The organism is Gammaproteobacteria bacterium, from assembly GCA_016716465.1.
Taxonomy (GTDB): Bacteria; Pseudomonadota; Gammaproteobacteria; order SZUA-140; family SZUA-140; genus JADJWH01.
In genome coordinates this window covers 1,463,088-1,483,451 of the sequence record JADJWH010000001.1, presented here as the reverse complement: position 1 = coordinate 1,483,451, position 20,364 = coordinate 1,463,088, and the positions used below count along the sequence as shown (strand labels likewise).

At 66.1% G+C, this 20,364-nt stretch carries 21 protein-coding genes and 4 tRNA genes; 20 read left to right on the top strand and 5 right to left on the bottom strand.

Translation table 11 applies throughout. The annotated features are described in order from the left end of the window. Positions 1-14: 14 nt before the first annotated feature. The gene (locus IPM20_07160; protein ID MBK9131400.1) at positions 15-875 is read left to right on the top strand and encodes a class I SAM-dependent methyltransferase; all 861 of its coding nucleotides are present in this window, start codon (positions 15-17) and stop codon (positions 873-875) included. Between the two features lie 234 nt (positions 876-1,109). Here IPM20_07160 and IPM20_07155 read toward each other — a convergent pair whose 3' ends face one another. The 3 genes from IPM20_07155 to IPM20_07145 are packed head-to-tail and all read right to left on the bottom strand — an operon-like array spanning position 1,110 to position 4,101. After that, positions 1,110-2,420, bottom strand: a complete 1,311-nt coding sequence (locus IPM20_07155) for a magnesium transporter (GenBank protein MBK9131399.1) — start codon at positions 2,418-2,420, stop codon at positions 1,110-1,112. A gap of 15 nt (positions 2,421-2,435) precedes the next feature. After that, positions 2,436-3,275 carry a magnesium transporter gene (locus IPM20_07150; protein MBK9131398.1) on the bottom strand — a complete coding sequence of 280 codons (840 nt, stop codon included), beginning with the start codon at positions 3,273-3,275 and terminating at the stop codon, positions 2,436-2,438. Then, positions 3,262-4,101 (bottom strand): mechanosensitive ion channel, encoded by an 840-nt coding sequence (locus tag IPM20_07145; protein MBK9131397.1) that lies wholly within the window; start codon positions 4,099-4,101, stop codon positions 3,262-3,264. Before IPM20_07145 ends, IPM20_07150 begins: the two co-directional genes overlap by 14 nt. A gap of 204 nt (positions 4,102-4,305) precedes the next feature. On the opposite strand from IPM20_07145, the gene IPM20_07140 reads away from it, so the two are divergent. The 4 genes from IPM20_07140 (at position 4,306) to IPM20_07125 (ending at position 6,256) form a co-directional block, all read left to right on the top strand. Further along, on the top strand, positions 4,306-4,728 hold the full coding sequence (locus tag IPM20_07140) for a DUF423 domain-containing protein (GenBank protein MBK9131396.1): 423 nt from the start codon (positions 4,306-4,308) through the stop codon (positions 4,726-4,728). 6 nt (positions 4,729-4,734) lie between these two features. After that, complete coding sequence (locus tag IPM20_07135; protein ID MBK9131395.1) at positions 4,735-5,421, top strand: hypothetical protein; 687 nt, start codon at positions 4,735-4,737, stop codon at positions 5,419-5,421. Continuing rightward, on the top strand, positions 5,418-5,837 hold the full coding sequence (locus IPM20_07130) for a gamma-glutamylcyclotransferase (GenBank protein ID MBK9131394.1): 420 nt from the start codon (positions 5,418-5,420) through the stop codon (positions 5,835-5,837). The genes IPM20_07135 and IPM20_07130 overlap by 4 nt, the downstream gene beginning before the upstream one ends. Positions 5,838-5,968: 131 nt before the next feature. After that, on the top strand, positions 5,969-6,256 hold the full coding sequence (locus IPM20_07125) for a TraR/DksA family transcriptional regulator (GenBank protein ID MBK9131393.1): 288 nt from the start codon (positions 5,969-5,971) through the stop codon (positions 6,254-6,256). A gap of 15 nt (positions 6,257-6,271) precedes the next feature. Here IPM20_07125 and IPM20_07120 read toward each other — a convergent pair whose 3' ends face one another. Then, complete coding sequence (locus tag IPM20_07120; protein ID MBK9131392.1) at positions 6,272-8,275, bottom strand: transglycosylase SLT domain-containing protein; 2,004 nt, start codon at positions 8,273-8,275, stop codon at positions 6,272-6,274. Positions 8,276-8,487: 212 nt separating this feature from the next. Then, positions 8,488-8,871 (bottom strand): HU family DNA-binding protein, encoded by a 384-nt coding sequence (locus IPM20_07115; GenBank protein MBK9131391.1) that lies wholly within the window; start codon positions 8,869-8,871, stop codon positions 8,488-8,490. Positions 8,872-9,077: 206 nt separating this feature from the next. Here IPM20_07115 and IPM20_07110 point away from each other — a divergent pair, with 206 nt between their 5' ends. The 15 genes from IPM20_07110 (at position 9,078) to rpoB (ending at position 20,304) form a co-directional block, all read left to right on the top strand. After that, a complete protein-coding gene (locus IPM20_07110; protein ID MBK9131390.1) occupies positions 9,078-9,518 on the top strand; it encodes a YkgJ family cysteine cluster protein in 441 nt (146 codons plus the stop codon). Next, on the top strand, positions 9,511-9,762 hold the full coding sequence (locus tag IPM20_07105) for a DUF2835 domain-containing protein (protein ID MBK9131389.1): 252 nt from the start codon (positions 9,511-9,513) through the stop codon (positions 9,760-9,762). Before IPM20_07110 ends, IPM20_07105 begins: the two co-directional genes overlap by 8 nt. Before the next feature lie 26 nt (positions 9,763-9,788). Beyond that, on the top strand, positions 9,789-10,547 hold the full coding sequence (gene mazG, locus IPM20_07100) for a nucleoside triphosphate pyrophosphohydrolase (GenBank protein MBK9131388.1): 759 nt from the start codon (positions 9,789-9,791) through the stop codon (positions 10,545-10,547). Positions 10,548-10,672: 125 nt separating this feature from the next. Further along, positions 10,673-10,757 (top strand) — tRNA-Tyr (locus tag IPM20_07095). A gap of 65 nt (positions 10,758-10,822) precedes the next feature. After that, positions 10,823-10,896 (top strand) — tRNA-Gly (locus IPM20_07090). Positions 10,897-10,907: 11 nt separating this feature from the next. Then, a tRNA-Thr gene (locus tag IPM20_07085) sits at positions 10,908-10,983 on the top strand. Positions 10,984-11,079: 96 nt separating this feature from the next. Beyond that, the gene (tuf, locus tag IPM20_07080) at positions 11,080-12,270 is read left to right on the top strand and encodes an elongation factor Tu (GenBank protein ID MBK9131387.1); all 1,191 of its coding nucleotides are present in this window, start codon (positions 11,080-11,082) and stop codon (positions 12,268-12,270) included. A gap of 52 nt (positions 12,271-12,322) precedes the next feature. Further along, positions 12,323-12,398, top strand: a tRNA-Trp gene (locus tag IPM20_07075). Between the two features lie 81 nt (positions 12,399-12,479). Further along, positions 12,480-12,830, top strand: a complete 351-nt coding sequence (secE, locus tag IPM20_07070; protein MBK9131386.1) for a preprotein translocase subunit SecE — start codon at positions 12,480-12,482, stop codon at positions 12,828-12,830. A 6-nt stretch (positions 12,831-12,836) separates the two neighbouring features. After that, entirely contained in the window at positions 12,837-13,370 is a 534-nt protein-coding gene (gene nusG / locus IPM20_07065) for a transcription termination/antitermination protein NusG (GenBank protein ID MBK9131385.1), read from the top strand. A 138-nt stretch (positions 13,371-13,508) separates the two neighbouring features. Then, complete coding sequence (gene rplK / locus IPM20_07060) at positions 13,509-13,940, top strand: 50S ribosomal protein L11 (protein MBK9131384.1); 432 nt, start codon at positions 13,509-13,511, stop codon at positions 13,938-13,940. Between the two features lies 1 nt (position 13,941). Then, complete coding sequence (rplA, locus tag IPM20_07055) at positions 13,942-14,634, top strand: 50S ribosomal protein L1 (protein MBK9131383.1); 693 nt, start codon at positions 13,942-13,944, stop codon at positions 14,632-14,634. Between the two features lie 287 nt (positions 14,635-14,921). After that, entirely contained in the window at positions 14,922-15,449 is a 528-nt protein-coding gene (gene rplJ / locus IPM20_07050; protein MBK9131382.1) for a 50S ribosomal protein L10, read from the top strand. Between the two features lie 55 nt (positions 15,450-15,504). Further along, positions 15,505-15,882 carry a 50S ribosomal protein L7/L12 gene (gene rplL / locus IPM20_07045; GenBank protein MBK9131381.1) on the top strand — a complete coding sequence of 126 codons (378 nt, stop codon included), beginning with the start codon at positions 15,505-15,507 and terminating at the stop codon, positions 15,880-15,882. A 165-nt stretch (positions 15,883-16,047) separates the two neighbouring features. Further along, positions 16,048-20,304 (top strand): DNA-directed RNA polymerase subunit beta, encoded by a 4,257-nt coding sequence (gene rpoB, locus IPM20_07040; GenBank protein ID MBK9131380.1) that lies wholly within the window; start codon positions 16,048-16,050, stop codon positions 20,302-20,304. The last annotated feature ends 60 nt before the right edge of the window (positions 20,305-20,364 follow it).

The window sequence follows — 20,364 nt, the reverse complement described above, 5'->3', positions numbered from 1 at the left end:
GAGGGCGTGCGCTCATGAATGAAGATTTCATCAGCTGCTGGAACGAGATCCTGGTCCCCAAATGGTTCCGGTTCCGCCACCTGCTGGCGGGCAACGGCGCGATCCACAGCGCGATCGCCTATCCCTGGTATGCCTTCCGTCCCGGTGAGCGCGTCCTCGACATCGGCTGTGGCTGCGGCGAGACCTGTCTGGATATCGCGCGTCAGGTGACGCCGTCCGGTGAAGTGGTCGGTCTGGATTGCACCGAGGCCTTCGTGCGCACCGCGCGCGAGGACGCGGTCCGGGACGGTTGCGCGCACGTGCGCTATGAGCAGGGCGACGCGCAGACCCACCCGCTTCCGCCGGAGTACTTCGACGCCGTGTTCTCGCGCTTCGGCGTGATGTTCTTCGAGAGCGTGGTGATGGCGTTGCGCAACGCGCGCCGCGCCCTGAAGCCGGACGGGCGGCTGTGTCTCATCGTGTGGCGCACGATACAGGACAACCCCTGCTGGGGCAGCGCCAAGGAGATCGCGCTCCGACACTTGCCGCCACCCGGAGATCAGGCCAGGACCTGCGGGCCGGGACCGTTTTCGATGGCGGACGAGGAGACCGATCGCGCGATGCTGACGGCCGCGGGTTTCGACCGTGTCGAGATGTTCCGGCGCGTCGACGCCGAGATCTGCATCGGCACCGACGTCGAGGAGGCGATCGATTACCAGATGCTCGTCGGCCCCGCCGGCGAGATCGTGCGCGAGGCGGGCGAGGAAGGCAGCCGCAAGCTGGAGCGGATCCGCGCCGATCTGGGCGCTATGCTGGCGGAGTTCCAGCGCGCCGACGGGAGTGTCTGGATGCCGTCCAGCACCTGGGCCATCATGGCGCGCAAGACCCAGGGCTAAGGGCTAAGGGCTAAGGGCTAAGGGCTAAGGGCTAAGGGCTAAGGGCTAAGGACTAAGGACTAAGGACTAAGGACTAAGGACTAAGGACTAAGGACGGGGAGGGTACTGGTGACCTGGTAAATTACTGATTCAAAAAAGCGACGGCAAATTTATAGATTTTCCTTCTTATCCCATCCGCCCGGATTTTTGTCTTTACTCAGTCCTAAGTCCTCAGTCCTTAGTCCTGGTTTTCCTCTAGAGCAAACCGGACAGCAGGGTCGCGATGCCGAGGAAGGTGAGGAACCCGATGATGTCCGTGATCGTGGTCAGGATGATGGAGGAGGATTGCGCGGGATCCTGTCCGGCGGCGGACAGCAGGATCGGCACGATCACCCCGGAAAATCCCGCCGCGACCATGGAGATCACCATCGAGGTGCCGATCACCAGCGCGAGTCCTCCGGATCCGCTCCACACCATCACCCCGATCGAGGTGACCACCGCGACGGCGACGCCGTTGATGAAGCCGGCGCCGATTTCCTTGCGCGCGACGCGCAACCAGTGGCTGATGCTGATCTCGCGCAGCGCCAGGCCGCGCATGGTGACGGCGAGCGCCTGCGCGCCGGTGTTGCCCGCCTGACCCGCCACTACCGGCAGCAGCACGGCGAGGGCGGTGAACTGCGCGATGGTGGATTCGAACAGGCCGACGACCGCGGCGGCGAGAAAGGCGGTGAGCAGGTTGATCTGCAGCCAGGGCAGCCGCTTGCGGACGACGAAGCCGATCTTCGACAAGGCGCGTTCTTCGCGGCTCGCGCCCACCATGGTCAGCAGGTCCGCACTGCTGTCCTCACGCACCGCGCTTACCAGCGCGTCGTAATGTATCACCCCGACGAGTTCTCCGTGGACGTCGGTCACCGGCAGCTCCGCCAGCTTGTGGCGGTCGAACTGTTCGACGATATCCTCCTGGTTCGCGGTCGGCGTGACCGCGGTCGGCGCCGGCCGGGCGAGGTCGATCAGGCGGCTGCGCGGATCCGCGAAGGCAAGCTCCTGGATCTCGAGCAGGTAGAGCCGCGGCGGCTCGTCCTCGCTGGTGATATAGAACTGCTGCGCGGAACGGCTGCGGCGCCGGCGCAGACGGGTGAGCGCCTCGCGCGCGCTCATCGCGGGGGTGAGCAGGGGGAAATTGGTATCCATGAGCGCCCCGGCGCTGTTGGCCGGAAAGTGCATCAGGCGCTCGAATTCGCGCAGGCGGGAGGCGGTGATCCGCTCGTGCAGGCGCTCGCGTCGTGCCTCGCGCAGGCGTGCGTAGGCGCGCGCCGACCTCACCGCATCGGCGCGGTTCAGCAGCCGGCTCGCCAGTTCGTCGTCGAGACGGTGCAGGGTCTCGGCCGCGAGATCGAGCGGCAACTGCTGCCACACGGCGATCGCGCGCATCACCGGCTGGGCCGCCAGCAGTTCGGCGATATCGTCCGGGTGCATGTCCGCCACCGCGCGCGCGGCCTCGGCGGGATAACGCCGGAGATAGTCCTCGTTCAGCGCGGTGACCGCGTGCCTGACGTCGTACGCCATGCCCGTCCCGTCGCGTTATTTCCCGCCCCGGGTGCCGTGGGCGCGGAGGGTGGCGAGGTTATGGAGGAGTTCGGCCAGCGCAGTCCAGAAGATCTGGGCCAGGTTGAGCACGCTGTCGACGAAATCGGCGTTCGCGGGCGGATGGGCGCCGATCAGTTGCGTGGCTTCGATCACGGTCCGGTAACTGATCGCGCCGGCAAGGACGCCATCGCCCTCGATGACCGGGAGCAGGCGCTGGTTCTGCCATGCCGGATGCGCGCGCGTCATCGTGAGGGTGGTGCGCACCGACAGGCGCGCGGGCACGGGCCGGACCAGGGTCTGCAGCGGCGTGCGCCCGTCACCCCGGATCAGGGCAACGCTGTCGACGATGCCAACCAGCCGCTGATTGCGATCGACCACGAAGATCTCGTTGGCGGCCGGTGTAAAGGCTCGCACCCGCCGCAGCGCCTCGCCGATGCTGAGATCGGAGGCGAGCGTGAACGGCACGGTTTCCATATGGGAGCCGACGGTGTCGAGCGGGTAGTACAGCAGGCGTTCGATGTGCATCCGGTCGCGCAGCCGCAGTCGCGCCAGCAGCGTGCGCGTCTGTTCCGGCGGCACGACCTTGAGGATGTGCGCCATGGCGACGGGCGGGACGGCGTGCTGGATGCGCGTGCCGAGGAATTCCGGGATCTCGTGCAGGCAGGCGCCCGCGGTCTTGGGCGACATCGCCGCGAGCAGGCGGGCGGCCAGTTCGGACGGGATCGCCTCGAGCAGGCGCGCGCTGGTCGGCGCCGGCAGTCGCTCGAGGGTGTGCGCGGCGTCGAGCGGGTGGGATTCGAGGTAACTCAGCGTGAGATGGTTATTGGGCTTCACGATCCGTCCGCTCGGGCAGCTCCGCCACCGCCTCCTCGAACAGCCTGGCGGGGATGATCACCCGTCCCCTGTCCGTTCCCAGGATCACCTTGGTGGAGGAAAGTTCGATGATGGTGCCTTCGACGCCGCCGATGCGCAGGCGGTCGCCGATGTGGTAGATCTGTTTGAGCTGGTGCCCGGCGATGACGTTGCTCATGTAGGTCTGCGCACCGATACCGAAGGCCAGCGCCACGCTGCCGAAGGTGGCGGCGAGCGCGATGCCGACGATGATGGACAGGAAGGAGATGTTGATTCCGATCTGGTCGACGCCGATCGCGGTCGCCGTCAGCAGGACGGCGATCTGGGCCAGGCGGCCGAGCAGATCGCTGCGCTGGATCCCCGCGCGCTCCGCGCCCGATACGACCAGCTCGCGCAGCAGGCTGCTCAGGATGATGCCGGCGATGATGATGAGCAGGCCGGTCAGCAGGATCGGGATATAGGTCGTCAGCTTGGAGATCCAGGCGACGAAGGTGCCGAGCCCGAGTATCGACGCGGCGCCGGCCATGAAGAACAGGACGACGAACCAGAACAGGAATTCGCCCGCGATGCGCGCCGGCGGCAGGCGCGGCTGCAGCCGCTCCAGTCCCTTGTGGGAGACGAGCCGCTGCCAGAGCAGGTCGAGCCCCAGCAGCAGGCGCACGCTGAGCGCGCGCACCAGTCGCGCGACCAGCCAGCCGAGCACCATGACGGCGATGGCGAGCAGCAGCCGCGGCAGATAGGTCGCCACCTGGAAGAAGAGATCGGTGAATTCGGTGCGGAACGCCTTGAGCCAGGCCGTCGTGTCCATGAAAAATCCGTTCCCGCAGGGTTGTCCATGCCCCGTGCTTGCGGGGGAGCAGGTTGCTGGCGCATAAGGTAACGCGAATCGGTGGCGAAGTCATTACGCCGCGCGCCGCTATTGACCGGGCTGGGGCGGAATCCCAAGATAGAGCCTGCGACCGCGCGTGGAACATGCGGCTGACCGCATGCGTCGCGGCGCTGTGGAGCGAAGATGGAACGGCAGGCAAACGAAACCTCGGGAATCGCCTGCGCGGCGCGCGCCTTGCTGGCCGCGGGCGCGCTGGCGGCGGCGCTGGCGGTGATCATGGGCGCCTTCGGGGCCCATGCCCTGAAGGGTCGGCTCGGTATGGAACTGGGGGCGGTCTACCGCACCGCGGTCGACTACCATTTTTATCACGCGCTCGGCCTGCTCGCGGCGGGCCTGCTGGCGGCCCGGCTGCCGGAGGCACGGATCCTGCGCTGGGCCGGCGTGCTGCTGGGCGCGGGCATCGTGCTGTTCTCGGGCAGTCTCTATCTGCTCAGCCTCGGCGGGCCGGGCTGGCTCGGCGCGGTGACGCCCTTCGGCGGACTGGCCTTCATCGGCGGCTGGGTGCTGCTGGCCTGGGGAGCGCTGCGCGGCGGCGCGCGCGGGTAGGGCGCCATGTCCGGGCGAGACCGTGCGTATCCGCGGAGACCGCGCGCCGTCCTGTTCGCGTCGATCTGCGTCCTGGCGCTGTGCGCGGGTTGCGCCGGCGGGCCGCAGCTCTCGGCGACGGTGCATCATCACACGCTCGGCCTCGATGCCGGCGCGCTGGAGGCGGGCGGGCTCGCCTTCGTTACGCCGTCCGTCGCCCTGGGCAAGGAAGAGGACAAGCAGGTCGTCGCGCTCATCTTCAGCGAGGCGCTGGTCGCGCGGCGGCCGGGGATCGCCGTCGTCACCTTGCCGGAAACGCTCGGCATGATCAACAGCAACGGCTACGCCGACGATTACCGGCGCATGTACGAGGACTATCACGATACCGGCATCTTCCGTCGTGACTACCTGGCCCAGGTCGGGCGGCTCACCGGAGTACGTTACGTGGCGCAGCTCAACCTGGCCGCGTTCTCCCAGGACTCGGTCGGACGCCTGAGCCTGCTGGGCCTGCGCCTGCTGGAGACCAAGCGGGCGAGCGCGCGGCTGTTTTTCCAGATCTGGGACAGTGAGAGCGGCAAGATCGCGTGGGAGGGTGTGCAGGAAATGAACTATGCCTACGATACCTCCAAGGAAACGCCGGTGACCTTTCGCAGCGTCATCGAGGCCTCGGCGCTGAGGCTGATCGAGGCCCTGCCGCCGCCGGAGGGCGCATGAGGGCGCCGGCGCGTCACCGCCTGTTCTGTTACGGCACGCTGGAATTCCCGCCCATTATGGAGGCCGTCGCGGGCCGGCGTTTTCCGGGCCGGGCGGCGGTCCTGCCCGGTTATCGCCGGCGCGCCGTCAAGGGGCAGGTTTTTCCCGGCATCGTCGCGCAGGCCGGCGCCGAGGTCGGCGGAACGGTGTACCGGGGTTTGAGCAACGCGCATCTGCGCCGGCTCGATGCCTACGAGAACGCGTTCTACCGCCGCCGGCCGCTGCGCGTGCGCGACGCCGCCGGCGGTCGCTCGCGTCTGGCGTGGACCTACGTCGTGCCGGCGCTGTACCGGCACCGGCTGGCGGCGGCGGACTGGGATCCGGCGGTTTTTTTGCGGCGCCATTACGCGCGCTATCTGCGGCGCCTGCGGCGGTGACCGCGCAGGGCATGGTGCCTGGACGGCATCTGGGATAAATTTGTCACCAATTCAGATCAGTCGCCGCCGAGGAGGGAGCCGTGGAAGATTACGAGGATATACGTCGCGATCTCGTGAACAAGCGCGAAGAGATGCTGGGCCGCTTGACCGCCATTACGCGGGACCTGGGGCATCAAAGCCAGCCGCTCGATCCTGATTTCGAAGAGCAGGCGGTGGAGCGCCAGAATGAGGAAGTGCTGGATGCGCTGGATGCGGCGGCGCGCAAGGAGCTGGCCCAGATCGAGCGCGCGCTGGAGCGCATGGAGCGGGGCGAATATGCCGTCTGCGTGCTGTGCGGCGAGACCATCCCGCGCGCGCGCCTGCGCGCGGTGCCCTACACCGATCGTTGCGTGGACTGCGCCGAACTCGAGCCGGCGTGAAGCCGCGGCCGCCGGCTAGGAATTCGCATCGGCCTTCAGTTCGGGTTCATCCCGCCGCGCCGGGTCGGGTTGTTCCCGGCTCAGGCGGGAGTTGAGCGGCATTACCGCGGGCATGCGTTCGCTCAATTTGCGCGGCGGCAGTTCCAGTCGGATGTCGTAGATGGATGCGAAGTAGATCACGTTCTGGACATAGCCGCGCGTTTCCGCGAACGGCAGGGTTTCCGCCCACTGATCCGACCCCGCGACGGCATCTTGCGGCAGCCAGCGGTCGACGCGGCTGACGCCGGCGTTGTAGGCCGCCACGGCCACCAGTGCGTTGTTGTAGCGGTCGATGAGCTGGCGCAGGTGCGCGATACCGAAGCGCAGATTGGTGGAGACGTTGAGCAGGTCCGCGTGTCCCGGTTCGGGCAGGCGGAGGTAGCCGGCCATCTTGCGCGCGGTCTGCGGCAGCAACTGCATCAGGCCCAGCGCGCCGGCCGGTGAGCGCGCGTCCACCGCGAAGGCGCTCTCCTGGCGTATCACCGCGAAGGCGAGCGCGGGATCGACACCCCGTGCGCGCGCCTCGGACAGCACCTCTTCACGGTGGACGACAGGGAAGCGCAGCTCCATGTCGTCGAGCCGCGAGGTGCGGCCCATGGTGACAATGGCGCGATCGTACCACCCCCGGCGCTGCGCCAGCAGCGCGGCCGACTGGAGCTGCCAGTCCGTCATTTCCCGGGTGGTGTAATACCATTCGCGCCGCGCATCGACCAGGCGGTCGAGCGCGAACAGTTCCAGCGCCCGTGCCACGCCCGGATAGGTCTCCGCGCTGACGCTGTGTGTCGTGGCCGCGTCGAGCGGGTCGTGATTCATCTGATAGGGGCGCCCCAGTCGGTCCGCGGCCAGAAAGCCGTAATAGCCCCGATTCAGCGCCAGGCCCAGAAAGATCTCGTCGGCCTGCTGGCGCTGGGCGAGCCCGTCCAGCGCGCGCGCCTGCCAGTAGCGCCAGCGCGCCGCCGCCTGTTCCTGTTCGGGCATCTGGTAGATCGCCGCGAGCACGGCGCGCCAGTCCTGCTGGCTGACCGCGGCCCGTGCGCGCCATTCGCGCAGCGTGGTGTCGGTGTTTCCCGCCTCGACCTGGGAAAGCCAGGCGAGGGATTCCTTGCGTCCGCGCAGGGCCAGGGTCATGCCCAGGCTGCGCTGAACCTCCGCGGTTTCCTCCGGGGTGAATTCGTGGCGCGTGCTGAGTGTTTCCGTCCACACCGCGATCGCCCGGTCGATATCTTTGCGCGCGAGGCGTTTGATTCCGTGGATCAGGATGCTGGCGGACACCGGCCGTCCGCCGCGCGGCAACGACAGGATGAGCGCGGGATCGGCGTGGACGCGCAGCCACAGTTCCGCGTCTTCCCGGTATTCGCCGTCCAGCTGGCGCGCGAGATAGCGCGCCAGCTGGACCTCGTTGTTGTTCATCGCGAGCGCGAAGCGGCGCCAGACCAGCTCCGGTTCAAGCCCCCCCGCGCTGCGCCAGAGCGCGAAGACGCGGTCGCAGGCGGCGGGCTGGGAGCGATCCACCAGCCACAGCCGTTCCATCCCGGCCAGGGCGGAGGCTGTATCGCCAGCCCGATGCAGGGCCCAGCGGCGCTGGCAATCCAGTTCCACATCACCGCTGTCGGCGGGGGCATGCCGCAGCAAGGTCTGCCAGCGGCCGCTGCGGGCGAGACTGTCGAGCCAGGCGCTCTGCAGGCGGACGGCCAGCGGGCTGTCCGCGTAGCGCCGGATGAATTCCGTTATCTCATCCTCGCCCGTCGACTGCAGACGCGGGAGCAGATACTGAAAGCGCAGATACGGGTAGAGCGGGTAGTCGCCCAGTCCCGCGAGCAGTGCGCGGTAACGGGCGAGATCGCCGCCGCGCAGGGCGCCCTCCGCCGCCAGGAAATCGGCGCGCAGGCGGCGAAGCTCCGCCGCTTCGTCCGCCGCGGCGGCGTTTCCCGGGAGGCAGAACGCCGGCAGCAGGCAGAGCAGGAACAGGATGCGTGTCATGCCGTCTCTAATGAAAAAATCGTACCAGGCCGTGATGCATGGCGGGCTGGCCGGAGGCGGCGGTCATGGAGGCGGCGGGTGGTTGAATGCGGGACGGGGGATATCAGGGCGGAATATTCGGAAACGCGGGGCGGGAAACTCCCGCCCCGTGTTGCACTGCCTTACGGCCGCGCGTGCGCCCGGCGCGACGCCGGGCGCACGCGCATGCGCAATCAGGCCATGTCCTTCAGCGACTTCAACGCCTGGATCTTGACCACGTTCCGCGCGGGCTTGGCCTTGAACATCATCTCCTGGCCGGTGAACGGGTTGACGCCTTTGCGGGCCTTGGTGGCCGGCTTGCGCGTGACCTTGACCTTGAACAGGCCGGGCAGGGTGAAGATCTTGCCCGCCTTCACGTGCGCTTCGACCACCGCCTTCAGGCTGTCGATCACGGTGGAGACGTCCTTCTTGGTGATGCCGGTGCTATCGGCGATATGGGACAGGGTCGAGGAACGGGTGAAGGAACTGGAAACCTTGGGGCGGGCGATTGCTTTCTTGGCAGCGACTTTCTTGGTGGCCGCTTTTTTCTTGGTTCCCGCTTTCTTTTTTGCAACCATGGAATTCTCCTTGCTGTTGGTTGGCTGTTGGTTGGTCGAGGTAAAAAACTGTATTTCCCGCTTGTATTACAGTACGCGCAGCATAGCAACGTATTTTCCGCCGTGCAATCCATTTCTTGTTAAAATCGGTCACCATGAGCGCACCCCGGTTTTTGCCGGGCGCGGCGCGTATCGCGGCAATTTTTTCACGACCAGGCGAGAGCGGCATGCAAGGCGCAAAACCCTATTACCAGCGGCATCCGCTGCGTTTTCGCTGTACCGGATGCGGCGCGTGCTGCAGCGGCGGCGGCGATTACCATGTCTTCGTCGGGCGCGCGGAGGCCAGGAGGATCTGCGCGCACCTCGGCCTGAGCTGGCCGTGGTTCCGGCGGCGCTATCTGGCGCGCACCGCGCAGGGCGCGCGCGTGCTGCGGCTGGAGCGCGACGGCCGCTGCACGTTCCTCGGTGTCGACGGGCGCTGCAGGGTGTACGCCGCGCGCCCGCGCCAGTGCGTGAGTTATCCGTTCTGGCCCGAGGTGATCGGCAGCCGGACGGCGTGGCTGCGCGAGGCGCGTCGCTGCGAAGGCATCGGTGACGGGGTCAGGATACCGTTGGGCCGGATCGAGCGCATGCTGAAGTACGGCGAAAGCGGAGGCGATGATGACTGAGGCGGGAGAGGTCACCTTCGTGCTGAACATTTCGTCGGACGAGTACCTGCGTTACTACCAGGGCGCCGCGCGTCATGTGGTCGTGCGCGGGCGTGACGGACGCACGATCCAGTTTCCCGCCGGCCTGCTGCGCCGTTTCGTCACCCGCGACGGCGTGCATGGCGAGTTCCGGCTGTGTTTCGACGCCGGCAACAAGCTGGTCAGTCTGGACCGCATCGGGCAGGCGCGGCAGGAGGGACCGTGAACGGAGTGGATGAGCTGCTCGAGATCATGCGCCGCCTGCGCGCCGAGGAAAGCGGCTGCCCGTGGGATCGCGCCCAGACTTTCCGCTCCCTGTTGCCGCACACCCTGGAGGAGGCCTACGAGGTCGCGGATGCGATCGAGCGCGGCGACGATGCCGGACTGCGCGACGAACTGGGCGACCTGCTGTTCCAGATCGTGTTCTACGCCCGCATCGCCGAGGAGCAGGGCCTGTTCGGTTTCCGCGAGGTGGCGGAGGGGATCGCGGCCAAGCTGGTCCGGCGCCACCCGCATGTGTTCGGCGCCGGGCGCGGCGCCGATGCCCGGGACCAGGCCGCGGACTGGGAAGGACACAAGGCGCGCGAGCGCGACGAAAGCGGCCTGCGCGGCACGCTGGCGGGCGTTGCGCATGCCCTGCCCGCCCTGACGCGGGCGGTGAAGCTGCAGAACCGCGCCGCGCGCGACGGGTTCGACTGGCCCGACGTCGAGCGCGTGTTCGACAAGATCGCGGAAGAGATCGCGGAGTTGCGCGCCGAGCTCGGCACCCCGGCGGGCTCGCCGCAGCGGGTGCACGAGGTCGGCGACCTGCTGCTCGCGGTGAGCAACCTGGCCCGGCACCTCGGCGTCGATCCCGAGGCGGCGCTGCGGCAGGCCAACCGGCGCTTCGAGCGGCGCTACGCCCGCATGGAGGCGATCGCCGCGGACGGCGGGCGCCGTTTCGGCGATCTCGCACTGGACGAGCAGGAGGCGCTGTGGCGGCAGGCCAAGGCGGACGAGTCCGCCGGGTGAGCCGCGCGCACGCCATATTTCGGTGCGTCGGGTGGCGCGGATTCCCGGTCGCCGGGCCTCCGCGCGGGCCGGGTTTCAATGTTGACAAGGCACGGATACACCAGCAAAATAGGCGGCTTGCTTTGGGAGGGGTTCCCGAGCGGCCAAAGGGATCAGACTGTAAATCTGACGGCTCTGCCTTCGGAGGTTCGAATCCTCCCCCCTCCACCAGGAATCGCCGTTGTAGAGCGGACGTGATGAGGGACCGGGCATCTGCCGGGTCTATAGCTGAGCAGGCGGGTGTAGTTCAATGGTAGAACCTCAGCCTTCCAAGCTGATGGTGTGGGTTCGATTCCCATCACCCGCTCCAGAAGATCCTAGGCCCATATAGCTCAGGCGGTAGAGCACTTCCTTGGTAAGGAAGAGGTCACCGGTTCAAATCCGGTTATGGGCTCCACCTCAGGCATCTGGCGCAGGTCCTGGGGTCTTCGGGGATTTTAGGGAATGAGCGCTCCGGCGTGTTAGGCAACCAGAATTTTTGGGAGACAGTCCAATGTCCAAGGGAAAATTTGAGCGTACGAAGCCGCACGTGAACGTGGGAACGATCGGTCACGTGGACCACGGTAAGACGACGTTGACGGCGGCGCTGACGAAGGTGCTGGCGGAGAAATTTGGCGGCGAGGTGCTGAACTACGACCAGATCGACAAGGCACCGGAAGAGAAGGCGCGCGGTATTACGATTTCGACGTCGCACGTGGAGTACGAGTCGACGGCGCGGCACTACGCGCACGTGGACTGCCCGGGACACGCGGACTACGTGAAGAACATGATTACGGGCGCGGCGCAGATGGACGGCGCGATCCTGGTGGTGTCGGCGGCGGACGGCCCGATGCCGCAGACGCGCGAGCACATTCTGCTGGCGCGGCAGGTGGGCGTGCCGTACATCGTGGTGTTCCTGAACAAGGCGGACATGGTGGACGATCCGGAGCTGCTGGAGCTGGTGGAGATGGAAGTCCGCGAGCTGCTGACGACGTACAAGTTCCCGGGGGACGACACGCCGATCGTGACGGGCTCGGCGCTGAAGGCGCTGGAGGGCGACAGCTCGCCGATCGGGATGCCGGCGGTGATCAAGCTGGTGGAAGAGATGGACCGGTACATACCGGTGCCGGAGCGTCCGAAGGACAAGCCGTTCCTGATGCCGATCGAGGACGTGTTCTCGATCTCGGGCCGCGGCACGGTGGTGACGGGCCGCATCGAGCGCGGCCTGGTGAAGGTGGGCGACGAAATCGAGATCGTGGGCATCAAGCCGACGACGAAGACGACGTGCACGGGCGTGGAGATGTTCCGCAAGCTGCTGGACCAGGGCGAGGCGGGGGACAACGTGGGCGTGCTGCTGCGCGGCACGAAGCGCGAGGAAGTGGAGCGCGGCCAGGTGCTGTGCAAGCCGGGTTCGATCACGCCGCACACGAAGTTCGAGTGCGAGGTGTACATTCTGGGCAAGGAAGAGGGCGGCCGTCACACGCCGTTCTTCAACGGCTACCGCCCGCAGTTCTACTTCCGGACGACGGACGTGACGGGCGCGTGCGACCTGCCGTCGGGTGTTGAGATGGTGATGCCGGGCGACAACGTGAAGATGACGGTGTCGCTGATCAACCCGATCGCGATGGAAGAAGGCCTGCGCTTCGCGATCCGCGAAGGCGGCCGCACCGTCGGCGCCGGCGTGGTGTCGAAAGTACTCGAGTAAATGCAGAGCGGGGACGGACTGAAGTCCGTCCCCGGATTTAATTTAAAGTTTAGGGCCAGTAGCTCAATTGGCAGAGCGGCGGTCTCCAAAACCGCAGGTTGGGGGTTCGATTCCCTCCTGGCCTGCCAATTGAACGGGTGGGAAGTGGGGGAGTCACGGATTGTCGGACTCCTGATTTTTTCACTTCATACATTTTGGTGTTTGAGGTTATGGGCGACAAGATCAAGTTCCTGTTGGCCGCGCTGATCGTGGCGGGGGCGCTCGGGGCTTTCTATTATTACGGGGAGGACACCTCCCTGCTGCTGCGGGTGCTGGGCCTGCTGGTGGCGATCGGCGTCGCCAGTGCCGTGTTCTTTCAGACCGCGGCCGGCCAGCACACCTGGGCCTTCATCGGCGAGGCCCGCACCGAGGTGCGCAAGGTCGTCTGGCCCACGCGCAAGGAAACCATCCAGACCACGCTGGTGGTCATGGGGATGGTGTTGGTGACGGCGGTCATCCTGTGGATCTTCGATTCGTTCCTGACGTGGTTGGTAAAGCTATTTACGGGCCAAGGGGGCTGATGGCACATGGCTAAGCGGTGGTACGTGGTGCATGTCTATTCCGGCTTCGAACAGCAGGCGGTGCGCTCCCTGAAGGAACGCATTTCGCACAGCGGCGTGGCCGAGCTGTTCGGCGATATCCTGGTCCCCACCGAGGAAGTCATCGAGATGCGCGGCGGCCAGAAGCGCAAGAGCGACCGCAAGTTCTTCCCCGGCTACGTGCTGATCCAGATGGAGATGAACGACACCACCTGGCACCTGGTGAAGGAAGTGCCCAAGGTCATGGGTTTCATCGGCGGCACTTCCGACCGGCCGGCGCCGATCTCCGACAAGGAGGCGCAGCAGATCATCGACCGCATCCAGGAAGGCGTCGAGAAGCCGAAGCCGAAGGTGCTGTTCGAGCCCGGCGAGGTCGTGCGCGTCATCGAGGGTCCGTTCGCGGACTTCAGCGGCGTCGTCGAAGAGGTCAATTACGAGAAGAGCCGCCTGCGCGTGGCGGTGACCATCTTCGGCCGTTCCACCCCGCTGGAGCTGGAATTCGGGCAGGTGGAGAAGGGATAAGGACTAAGGACTAAGGACTAAGGATGATCTGGACGACGGGGTTGTGGGTTTGACTCAGTCCTTAGTCCTAAGTCCTTAGTCCTGGAGTTTTATTAATAGAGCGGGGAGCCGCGAGGCGCTTGCACCCGGGAGTGAGCAATGGCAAAGAAAGTCGACAAGTACATCAAGCTGCAGGTGGCCGCCGGGCAGGCCAATCCGAGCCCGCCGGTCGGTCCGGCGCTCGGCCAGGCCGGCGTCAACATCATGGAGTTCTGCAAGGCGTTCAACGCCCAGACCCAGAAGATGGAGCAGGGCATGCCCCTGCCGGTGGTGATCACCGTTTACAGTGATCGCAGCTTCACCTTCGTCATCAAGACCCCGCCGGCCTCGGTGCTGCTGAAGAAGGCCGTCGGCATCGCCTCGGGCAGCGCCACGCCGAACACCGTCAAGGTGGGCAAGGTGACGCGCGCGCAGCTCGAGGAGATCGCCAAGACCAAGATGCCCGACCTGACCGCCGCGGATCTGGATGCCGCCGTGCGCACCATCGCCGGCAGCGCGCGCAGCATGGGCCTCGACTCGGAGGGGGTGTGACATGGCGCTGTCCAAACGCAACAAACTGATCCGCGGGAAGACCGTGCCCGGCAAGCAGTACCCGCTCGATGAGGCGCTCGCGCTGTTGAAGGAACTGGCGACCGCGAAGTTCGATGAGACGGTCGACGTCGCCGTGAATCTCGGCGTCGATACCCGCAAGTCGGACCAGATGGTGCGCGGCTCGACCGTGCTGCCGAACGGCACGGGCAAGTCGATGCGCGTCGCGGTGTTCGCCCAGGGCGAGAAGGCCGAGGCCGCCAAGGCGGCGGGCGCCGACATCGTCGGGTTCGACGACCTCGCCGCGTCCATCAAGGCCGGGAACCTGGATTTCGATGTGGCGATCGCCACCCCCGACGCGATGCGCGTCGTCGGCCAGCTGGGCCAGATCCTCGGTCCCCGCGGCCTGATGCCGAACCCCAAGGTGGGGACGGTGACGCCCGATGTGGTCACGGCGGTGAAGAATGCGAAGGCGGGTCAGGTGCAGTACCGCACCGACAAGGCCGGCATCGTGCACTGCGTGATCGGCAAGGCGAGCTTCACCGTGCCGGCGCTGCGCGAGAACCTGTCCGCGCTGCTGGGCGCGCTCAACAAGGCCAAGCCGGGCACCGCCAAGGGCATCTACATGAAGAAGATCTCGGTCTCGAGCACCATGGGGCCGGGCCTGATCATCGATCAATCGACCCTGGCCGAATAGGCCTGGGTCGCGCGACAGACTTTGGGCATCCCCGCCGGGCCAACGGCCGCGGGCGGAGGACGTCGAAGACCGCAGGCGCCGCGCCGCATCCCTGACAGGGGGGCGTGGACGGCCTAAGCTGAATCCCCGGGGAACCGGGTCTTCTGCCTGCGTAGACGGTGAGACCCGCACAGGATTTCCTCCTGCAAGGTCGCCGTGGGTGGGCGTGCGCAGTGTGCGCGCCCGTGGCGTAAACGACGCCATGCGGACCCGGAACGGGAGGGCATGGCGAACTGGGAGGTGAACGCTTGTTATCGCTTGAAGACAAGAAGGCAATCGTCGCCGACGTGGCCCGTGAGGCCAGCACTGCGCAATCCGCCATCGCGGCGGAATACAGCGGTCTCACGGTCGAGGCTTTGACCGATCTGCGGCGCAAGGCCCGTCAGTCCGGTGTCTACCTGCGCGTGGTCAAGAACACGCTCGCGCGCAAGGCGGTCTCGGAGACGGAATTCGCGTGCATGCAGGAGGGCTTCGTCGGGCCGCTGATCCTCGCCTTATCGAAGGAAGATCCGGCCGCCGCCGCGCGGGTCCTGACCGACTTCGCGAAGACGAACGAGAAGCTCATCATCAAGGTCGTGGCATTGCGCGGCAAGCTGCTGGCGCCGGAAGACGCCAAAAGATTGGCGCAGATGCCGACCAAGAGCGAGGCGATCAGCCAGCTGATGGCCGTGATGAAGGCGCCGATCGGGAAGTTTGTGCGTACGCTGGCCGAGCCGGCGAACAAACTGGCCCGTACCGTGGCCGCCGTCCGCGATCAGAAACAGGCCGCGGCCTGAGTGCCGCCGGGCTTACTTATCAACTGATTACATTCAAGATTTAGGAGCATAGACCATGTCAGTCAGCACCAACGATATTCTGGATGCCATTTCCAAGATGACGGTCCTCGAGGTCGTCGACCTGATCAAGGCGATGGAAGACAAGTTCGGCGTCTCCGCCGCGGCCGCGACCGTGGCCGTTGCCGCGCCCGCCGCCGGTGGTGCCGCCGCCGCCGAGGAGAAGACCGAATTTACTGTCATTTTGAAGGCTTTCGGTGATAATAAGGTCAACGTCATCAAGGTCATCCGCGCCATAACCGGCCTGGGTCTGAAAGAGGCCAAGGATCTGGTCGAGGGCGCGCCGTCCCCGGTCAAGGAAGGCGTGTCGAAGGCGGATGCGGACAGCATCAAAAAGCAGCTTGAGGAGGCCGGCGCGACGGTTGAAATCAAGTAAGCGAACTTCCCGCTGTACGGAAAGTCCCAAGAAGACCTTTGCCCCGCATTCGCCTCCGGCGGATGCGGGGTACGGGTTTTCTTTTCTTTTCCGTCCGGCATGCGTTCGCCCGGCAAGTGCAGTTATGAAGACCGCTGATTGAATATCTATTCTCGAGGAACTCCGATGCCATACTCGTATACAGAGAAGAAATGCATCCGCAAGGATTTTGGCAAGCGCCCCAGCGTCCTGAAGGTTCCGTATCTGCTCGCGACCCAGATCGATTCCTATCAGACCTTCCTGCAGGCGGAGGCGGCGCCGGACCAGCGCGCCAACCTGGGCCTGGAGGCGGCGTTCCGTTCGGTGTTCCCCATCCTCAGCTACTCGGGCAACGCGGCCCTTGATTACGTGAGCTATGAGCTCGGCACGCCGGTATTCGACGTCAAGGAATGCCAGATGCGCGGCGTCACCTACTCGGCGCCGCTCAAGGTGAAGGTGCGCCTGGTGATCTACGACAAGGACGCGCCGGCGAACGCGCGTTCCGTCAAGGACATCAAGGAACAGGAGGTCTACATGGGCGAGATCCCGCTCATGACCTCCAACGGCACCTTCGTCATCAACGGCACCGAGCGTGTGGTGGTGTCCCAGCTGCACCGTTCGCCCGGTGTGTTCTACGATCACGACAAGGGCAAGACGCACTCCTCAGGCAAGGTGCTCTACTCCGCCCGCATCATCCCCTACCGCGGTTCCTGGCTCGATTTCGAATTCGATCCGATGGACTGCGTGTTCGTGCGCATCGACCGCCGCCGCAAGCTGCCGGCGACCGTGCTGCTGCGCGCGCTCGGTTACAGCAGCCAGCAGATCCTCGAGCTGTTCTTCGACGTCAACACCTTCCGCATCGCCAAAGACGGCATCAAGCTCGACCTGGTGCCCGACCGCCTGCGCGGCGAGACCCTGCTGTTCGATCTGAAGGGTCCCAAGGGCAAGGTCATCGTCGAGGCCGGCCGCCGCATCACCGCGCGTCACGTGCGCGAGATGGAGAGCCAGCAGCTCAGCGCCATCCCGGTGCCGAAGGAGTACCTGATCGGCAAGACGCTGGCGCACGATGTCGTCGACGAGCTGACCGGCGAGGTGCTGGCCGAGGCCAACACCGTGCTCACCGCCGAGCAGATCGACAAATTCGTCGACGCCGGCCTGAAGGAACTGCGCACGCTCTACACCAACGAACTCGACCGCGGTCCCTACATGTCCGACACGCTGCGCATCGACCAGACGCGCACGCAGCTCGAGGCGCTGGTGGACATCTACCGCATGATGCGCCCGGGTGAGCCGCCGACGAAGGAAGCGGCCGAAGTGCTGTTCCGCAACCTGTTCTTCAATTCCGACCGTTACGACCTGTCGGCGGTCGGCCGCATGAAGTTCAACCGCCGGGTGCAGAACGACACCATCGTCGGCCCGGGCATCCTGATCGACAACGTCTATTTTGCCAGCCTGCTGGAAGATACCCTGAAGCCGAAGGGCGACGGCGACGCGGTTTCGCTCGCGCAGCTCAAGCTGTTCGAGTCGTCCCTGCTCGACCTGCCGGAGCTGCACGGCAAGGGCGAGAACGACAAGGCCACCTGGGGCGACCTGCGGTCGGCCCTGGATAACTGGGGTTCGGACATCATCGACAGCCTGCGCGTGCTGGTCGACATCAAGAACGGCAAGGGCGCGGTGGACGACATCGACCACCTCGGCAACCGCCGCATCCGCTGCGTCGGCGAGATGGTGGAGAACCAGTTCCGCGTCGGCCTGGTGCGCGTCGAGCGCGCCGTGCGCGAGCGCCTGGCGCTGGCCGAGTCCGAGGGCCTGATGCCGCAGGAGATGATCAACGCCAAGCCGGTGACGGCCGTGATCAAGGAATTCTTCGGCTCCAGCCAGCTGTCGCAGTTCATGGACCAGAACAACCCGCTCTCCGAGGTGACGCACAAGCGTCGCGTCTCGGCCCTGGGGCCGGGCGGCCTGACGCGCGAGCGCGCGGGCTTCGAGGTGCGCGACGTGCATCCGACCCATTACGGCCGCGTGTGCCCGATCGAGACGCCGGAAGGCCCGAACATCGGCCTGATCAACTCGATGTCGGTCTACGCCCGCACCAACGAATACGGCTTCCTCGAGACGCCGTACCGCAAGGTGGTGGACGGCCGCGTCACCGACGAGATCGAATACCTGTCGGCCATCGAGGAAGGCCAGTATGTGATCGCCCAGGCCGGCGCCGGCCTGGACAAGAGCGGAAAGCTCACCGAGGAGCTGATCTCGTGCCGGCACGAGAACGAGTTCACGATGATGACGCCGGATCGCGCCCAGTACATGGACGTGTCGCCCAAGCAGATCGTCTCGGTGGCCGCCTCGCTGATCCCGTTCCTCGAGCACGATGACGCCAACCGCGCGCTGATGGGTTCCAACATGCAGCGCCAGGCGGTGCCCTCGCTGCGCGCCGAGAAGCCCCTGGTGGGCACCGGCATGGAGCGCACCGTGGCGATCGACTCCGGCACCGCGGTGGTGTCGCAGCGCGGCGGCGTGGTGGACCTGGTGGATGCCGGCCGTATCGTGGTGCGGGTGCACGACGAGGAGACCGCCACCGGCGAGCCCGGCGTCGACATCTACAACATGACCAAGTACACGCGTTCCAACCAGAACACCTGTATCAACCAGAAGCCGCTGGTCAACCCGGGCGACGTGATCGCCAAGGGCGACGTGCTGGCCGACGGCTCCTCCACCGAGACCGGCGAGCTGGCGCTGGGGCAGAACCTGCTGGTGGCGTTCATGCCCTGGAACGGCTACAACTTCGAGGACTCGATCCTGATCTCCGAGCGCGTGGTGGAGGAGGACCGCTACACCTCGATCCACATCGAGGAGATCACCTGCGTTGCGCGCGACACCAAGCTCGGACCGGAAGAGATCACCTGCGACATCCCCAATGTCGGCGAGACCGCGCTGGCGAAGCTCGACGAGTCCGGCATCGTCTACATCGGCGCCGAGGTCGGCCCGGGCGACATCCTGGTCGGCAAGGTGACGCCGAAGGGCGAGACCCAGCTGACGCCGGAAGAGAAGCTGCTGCGCGCGATCTTCGGCGAGAAGGCCTCGGACGTGAAGGACACCTCGGCGCGCGTGCCCTCGGGCATGGCGGGCACCGTCATCGACGTGCGCGTGTTCACGCGCGACGGCGTCGAGAAGGACAAGCGCGCGCTGCAGATCGAGAAGACCGAGCTCGAGCGCATCAAGAAGGACCTCAACGACGAGTACCGCATCCTGGAGGAGGACATCTACCTGCGCGTCGAGAAGCTGCTCGTCGGCAAGACCTCCGAGGGCGGCCCCAAGGCGCTCAAGAGCGGCGTCAAGATCACCAAGGCGTTGCTGGACGAAGTGCCGCGCGAGAAGTGGTTCGAGGTGCGGCTCAAGAACGAGGCCAACGTCAAGGAGCTCGAGGGCCTGAACGCCCAGCGCGCGCGCCTGCGGAAGGCCTTCGACGACAAGTTCGAGCATCAGCGCGGCAAGCTGAGCCAGGGCGATGACCTCGCCCCGGGCGTGCTGAAGATGGTGAAGGTCTACCTCGCGGTCAAGCGCCGCGTGCAGCCGGGCGACAAGATGGCCGGCCGCCACGGTAACAAGGGCGTGATCTCGATGATCGTGCCGGTGGAGGACATGCCCTACATGGCCGACGGCACCCCGGTCGACATCGTGCTGAATCCGCTCGGCGTGCCCTCGCGTATGAACGTCGGCCAGGTGCTCGAGACGCACCTGGGCTGGGCCGCCAAGGGCGTGGGCAAGCGCATCGGCGAGATGCTCGACGCGCAGCGCAAGGCCGCCGACGTGCGCGGCCTGCTCAACAAGATCTACAACACCAGCGGCAAGAAAGAGGACCTCACCACGCTCAGCGACGACGAGGTGATGGCGCTTGCCGAGAACCTCCGCGGCGGCGTGCCGATGGCGACGCCGGTGTTCGACGGCGCCACCGAGGGTGAGATCAAGGGCATGCTGGAACTGGCCGGCCTGCCGACCTCGGGCCAGACCACGCTGTACGACGGCCGCACCGGCAACGCCTTCGAGCGCCAGGTCACGGTGGGCTATATGTACATGCTGAAGCTGAACCACCTGGTCGACGACAAGATGCACGCGCGCTCGACGGGCCCGTACTCGCTCGTCACCCAGCAGCCGCTGGGCGGCAAGGCCCAGTTTGGCGGCCAGCGTTTCGGCGAGATGGAAGTGTGGGCGCTGGAGGCCTACGGCGCGGCCTACACGCTGCAGGAGATGCTGACGGTGAAGTCCGACGACGTCCACGGGCGCACGGCGATGTACAAGAACATCGTCGATGGCGACCATCACATGGAGCCGGGCATGCCGGAGTCGTTCAATGTGTTGCTGAAGGAAATCCGCGCGCTCGGCATCGACGTCGAGCTGGAGTAAGGCGGGATTGCACAGCGGGCGGACGCGCGGCGTCCGCCGGGTTACAAGCGAATCTGATCG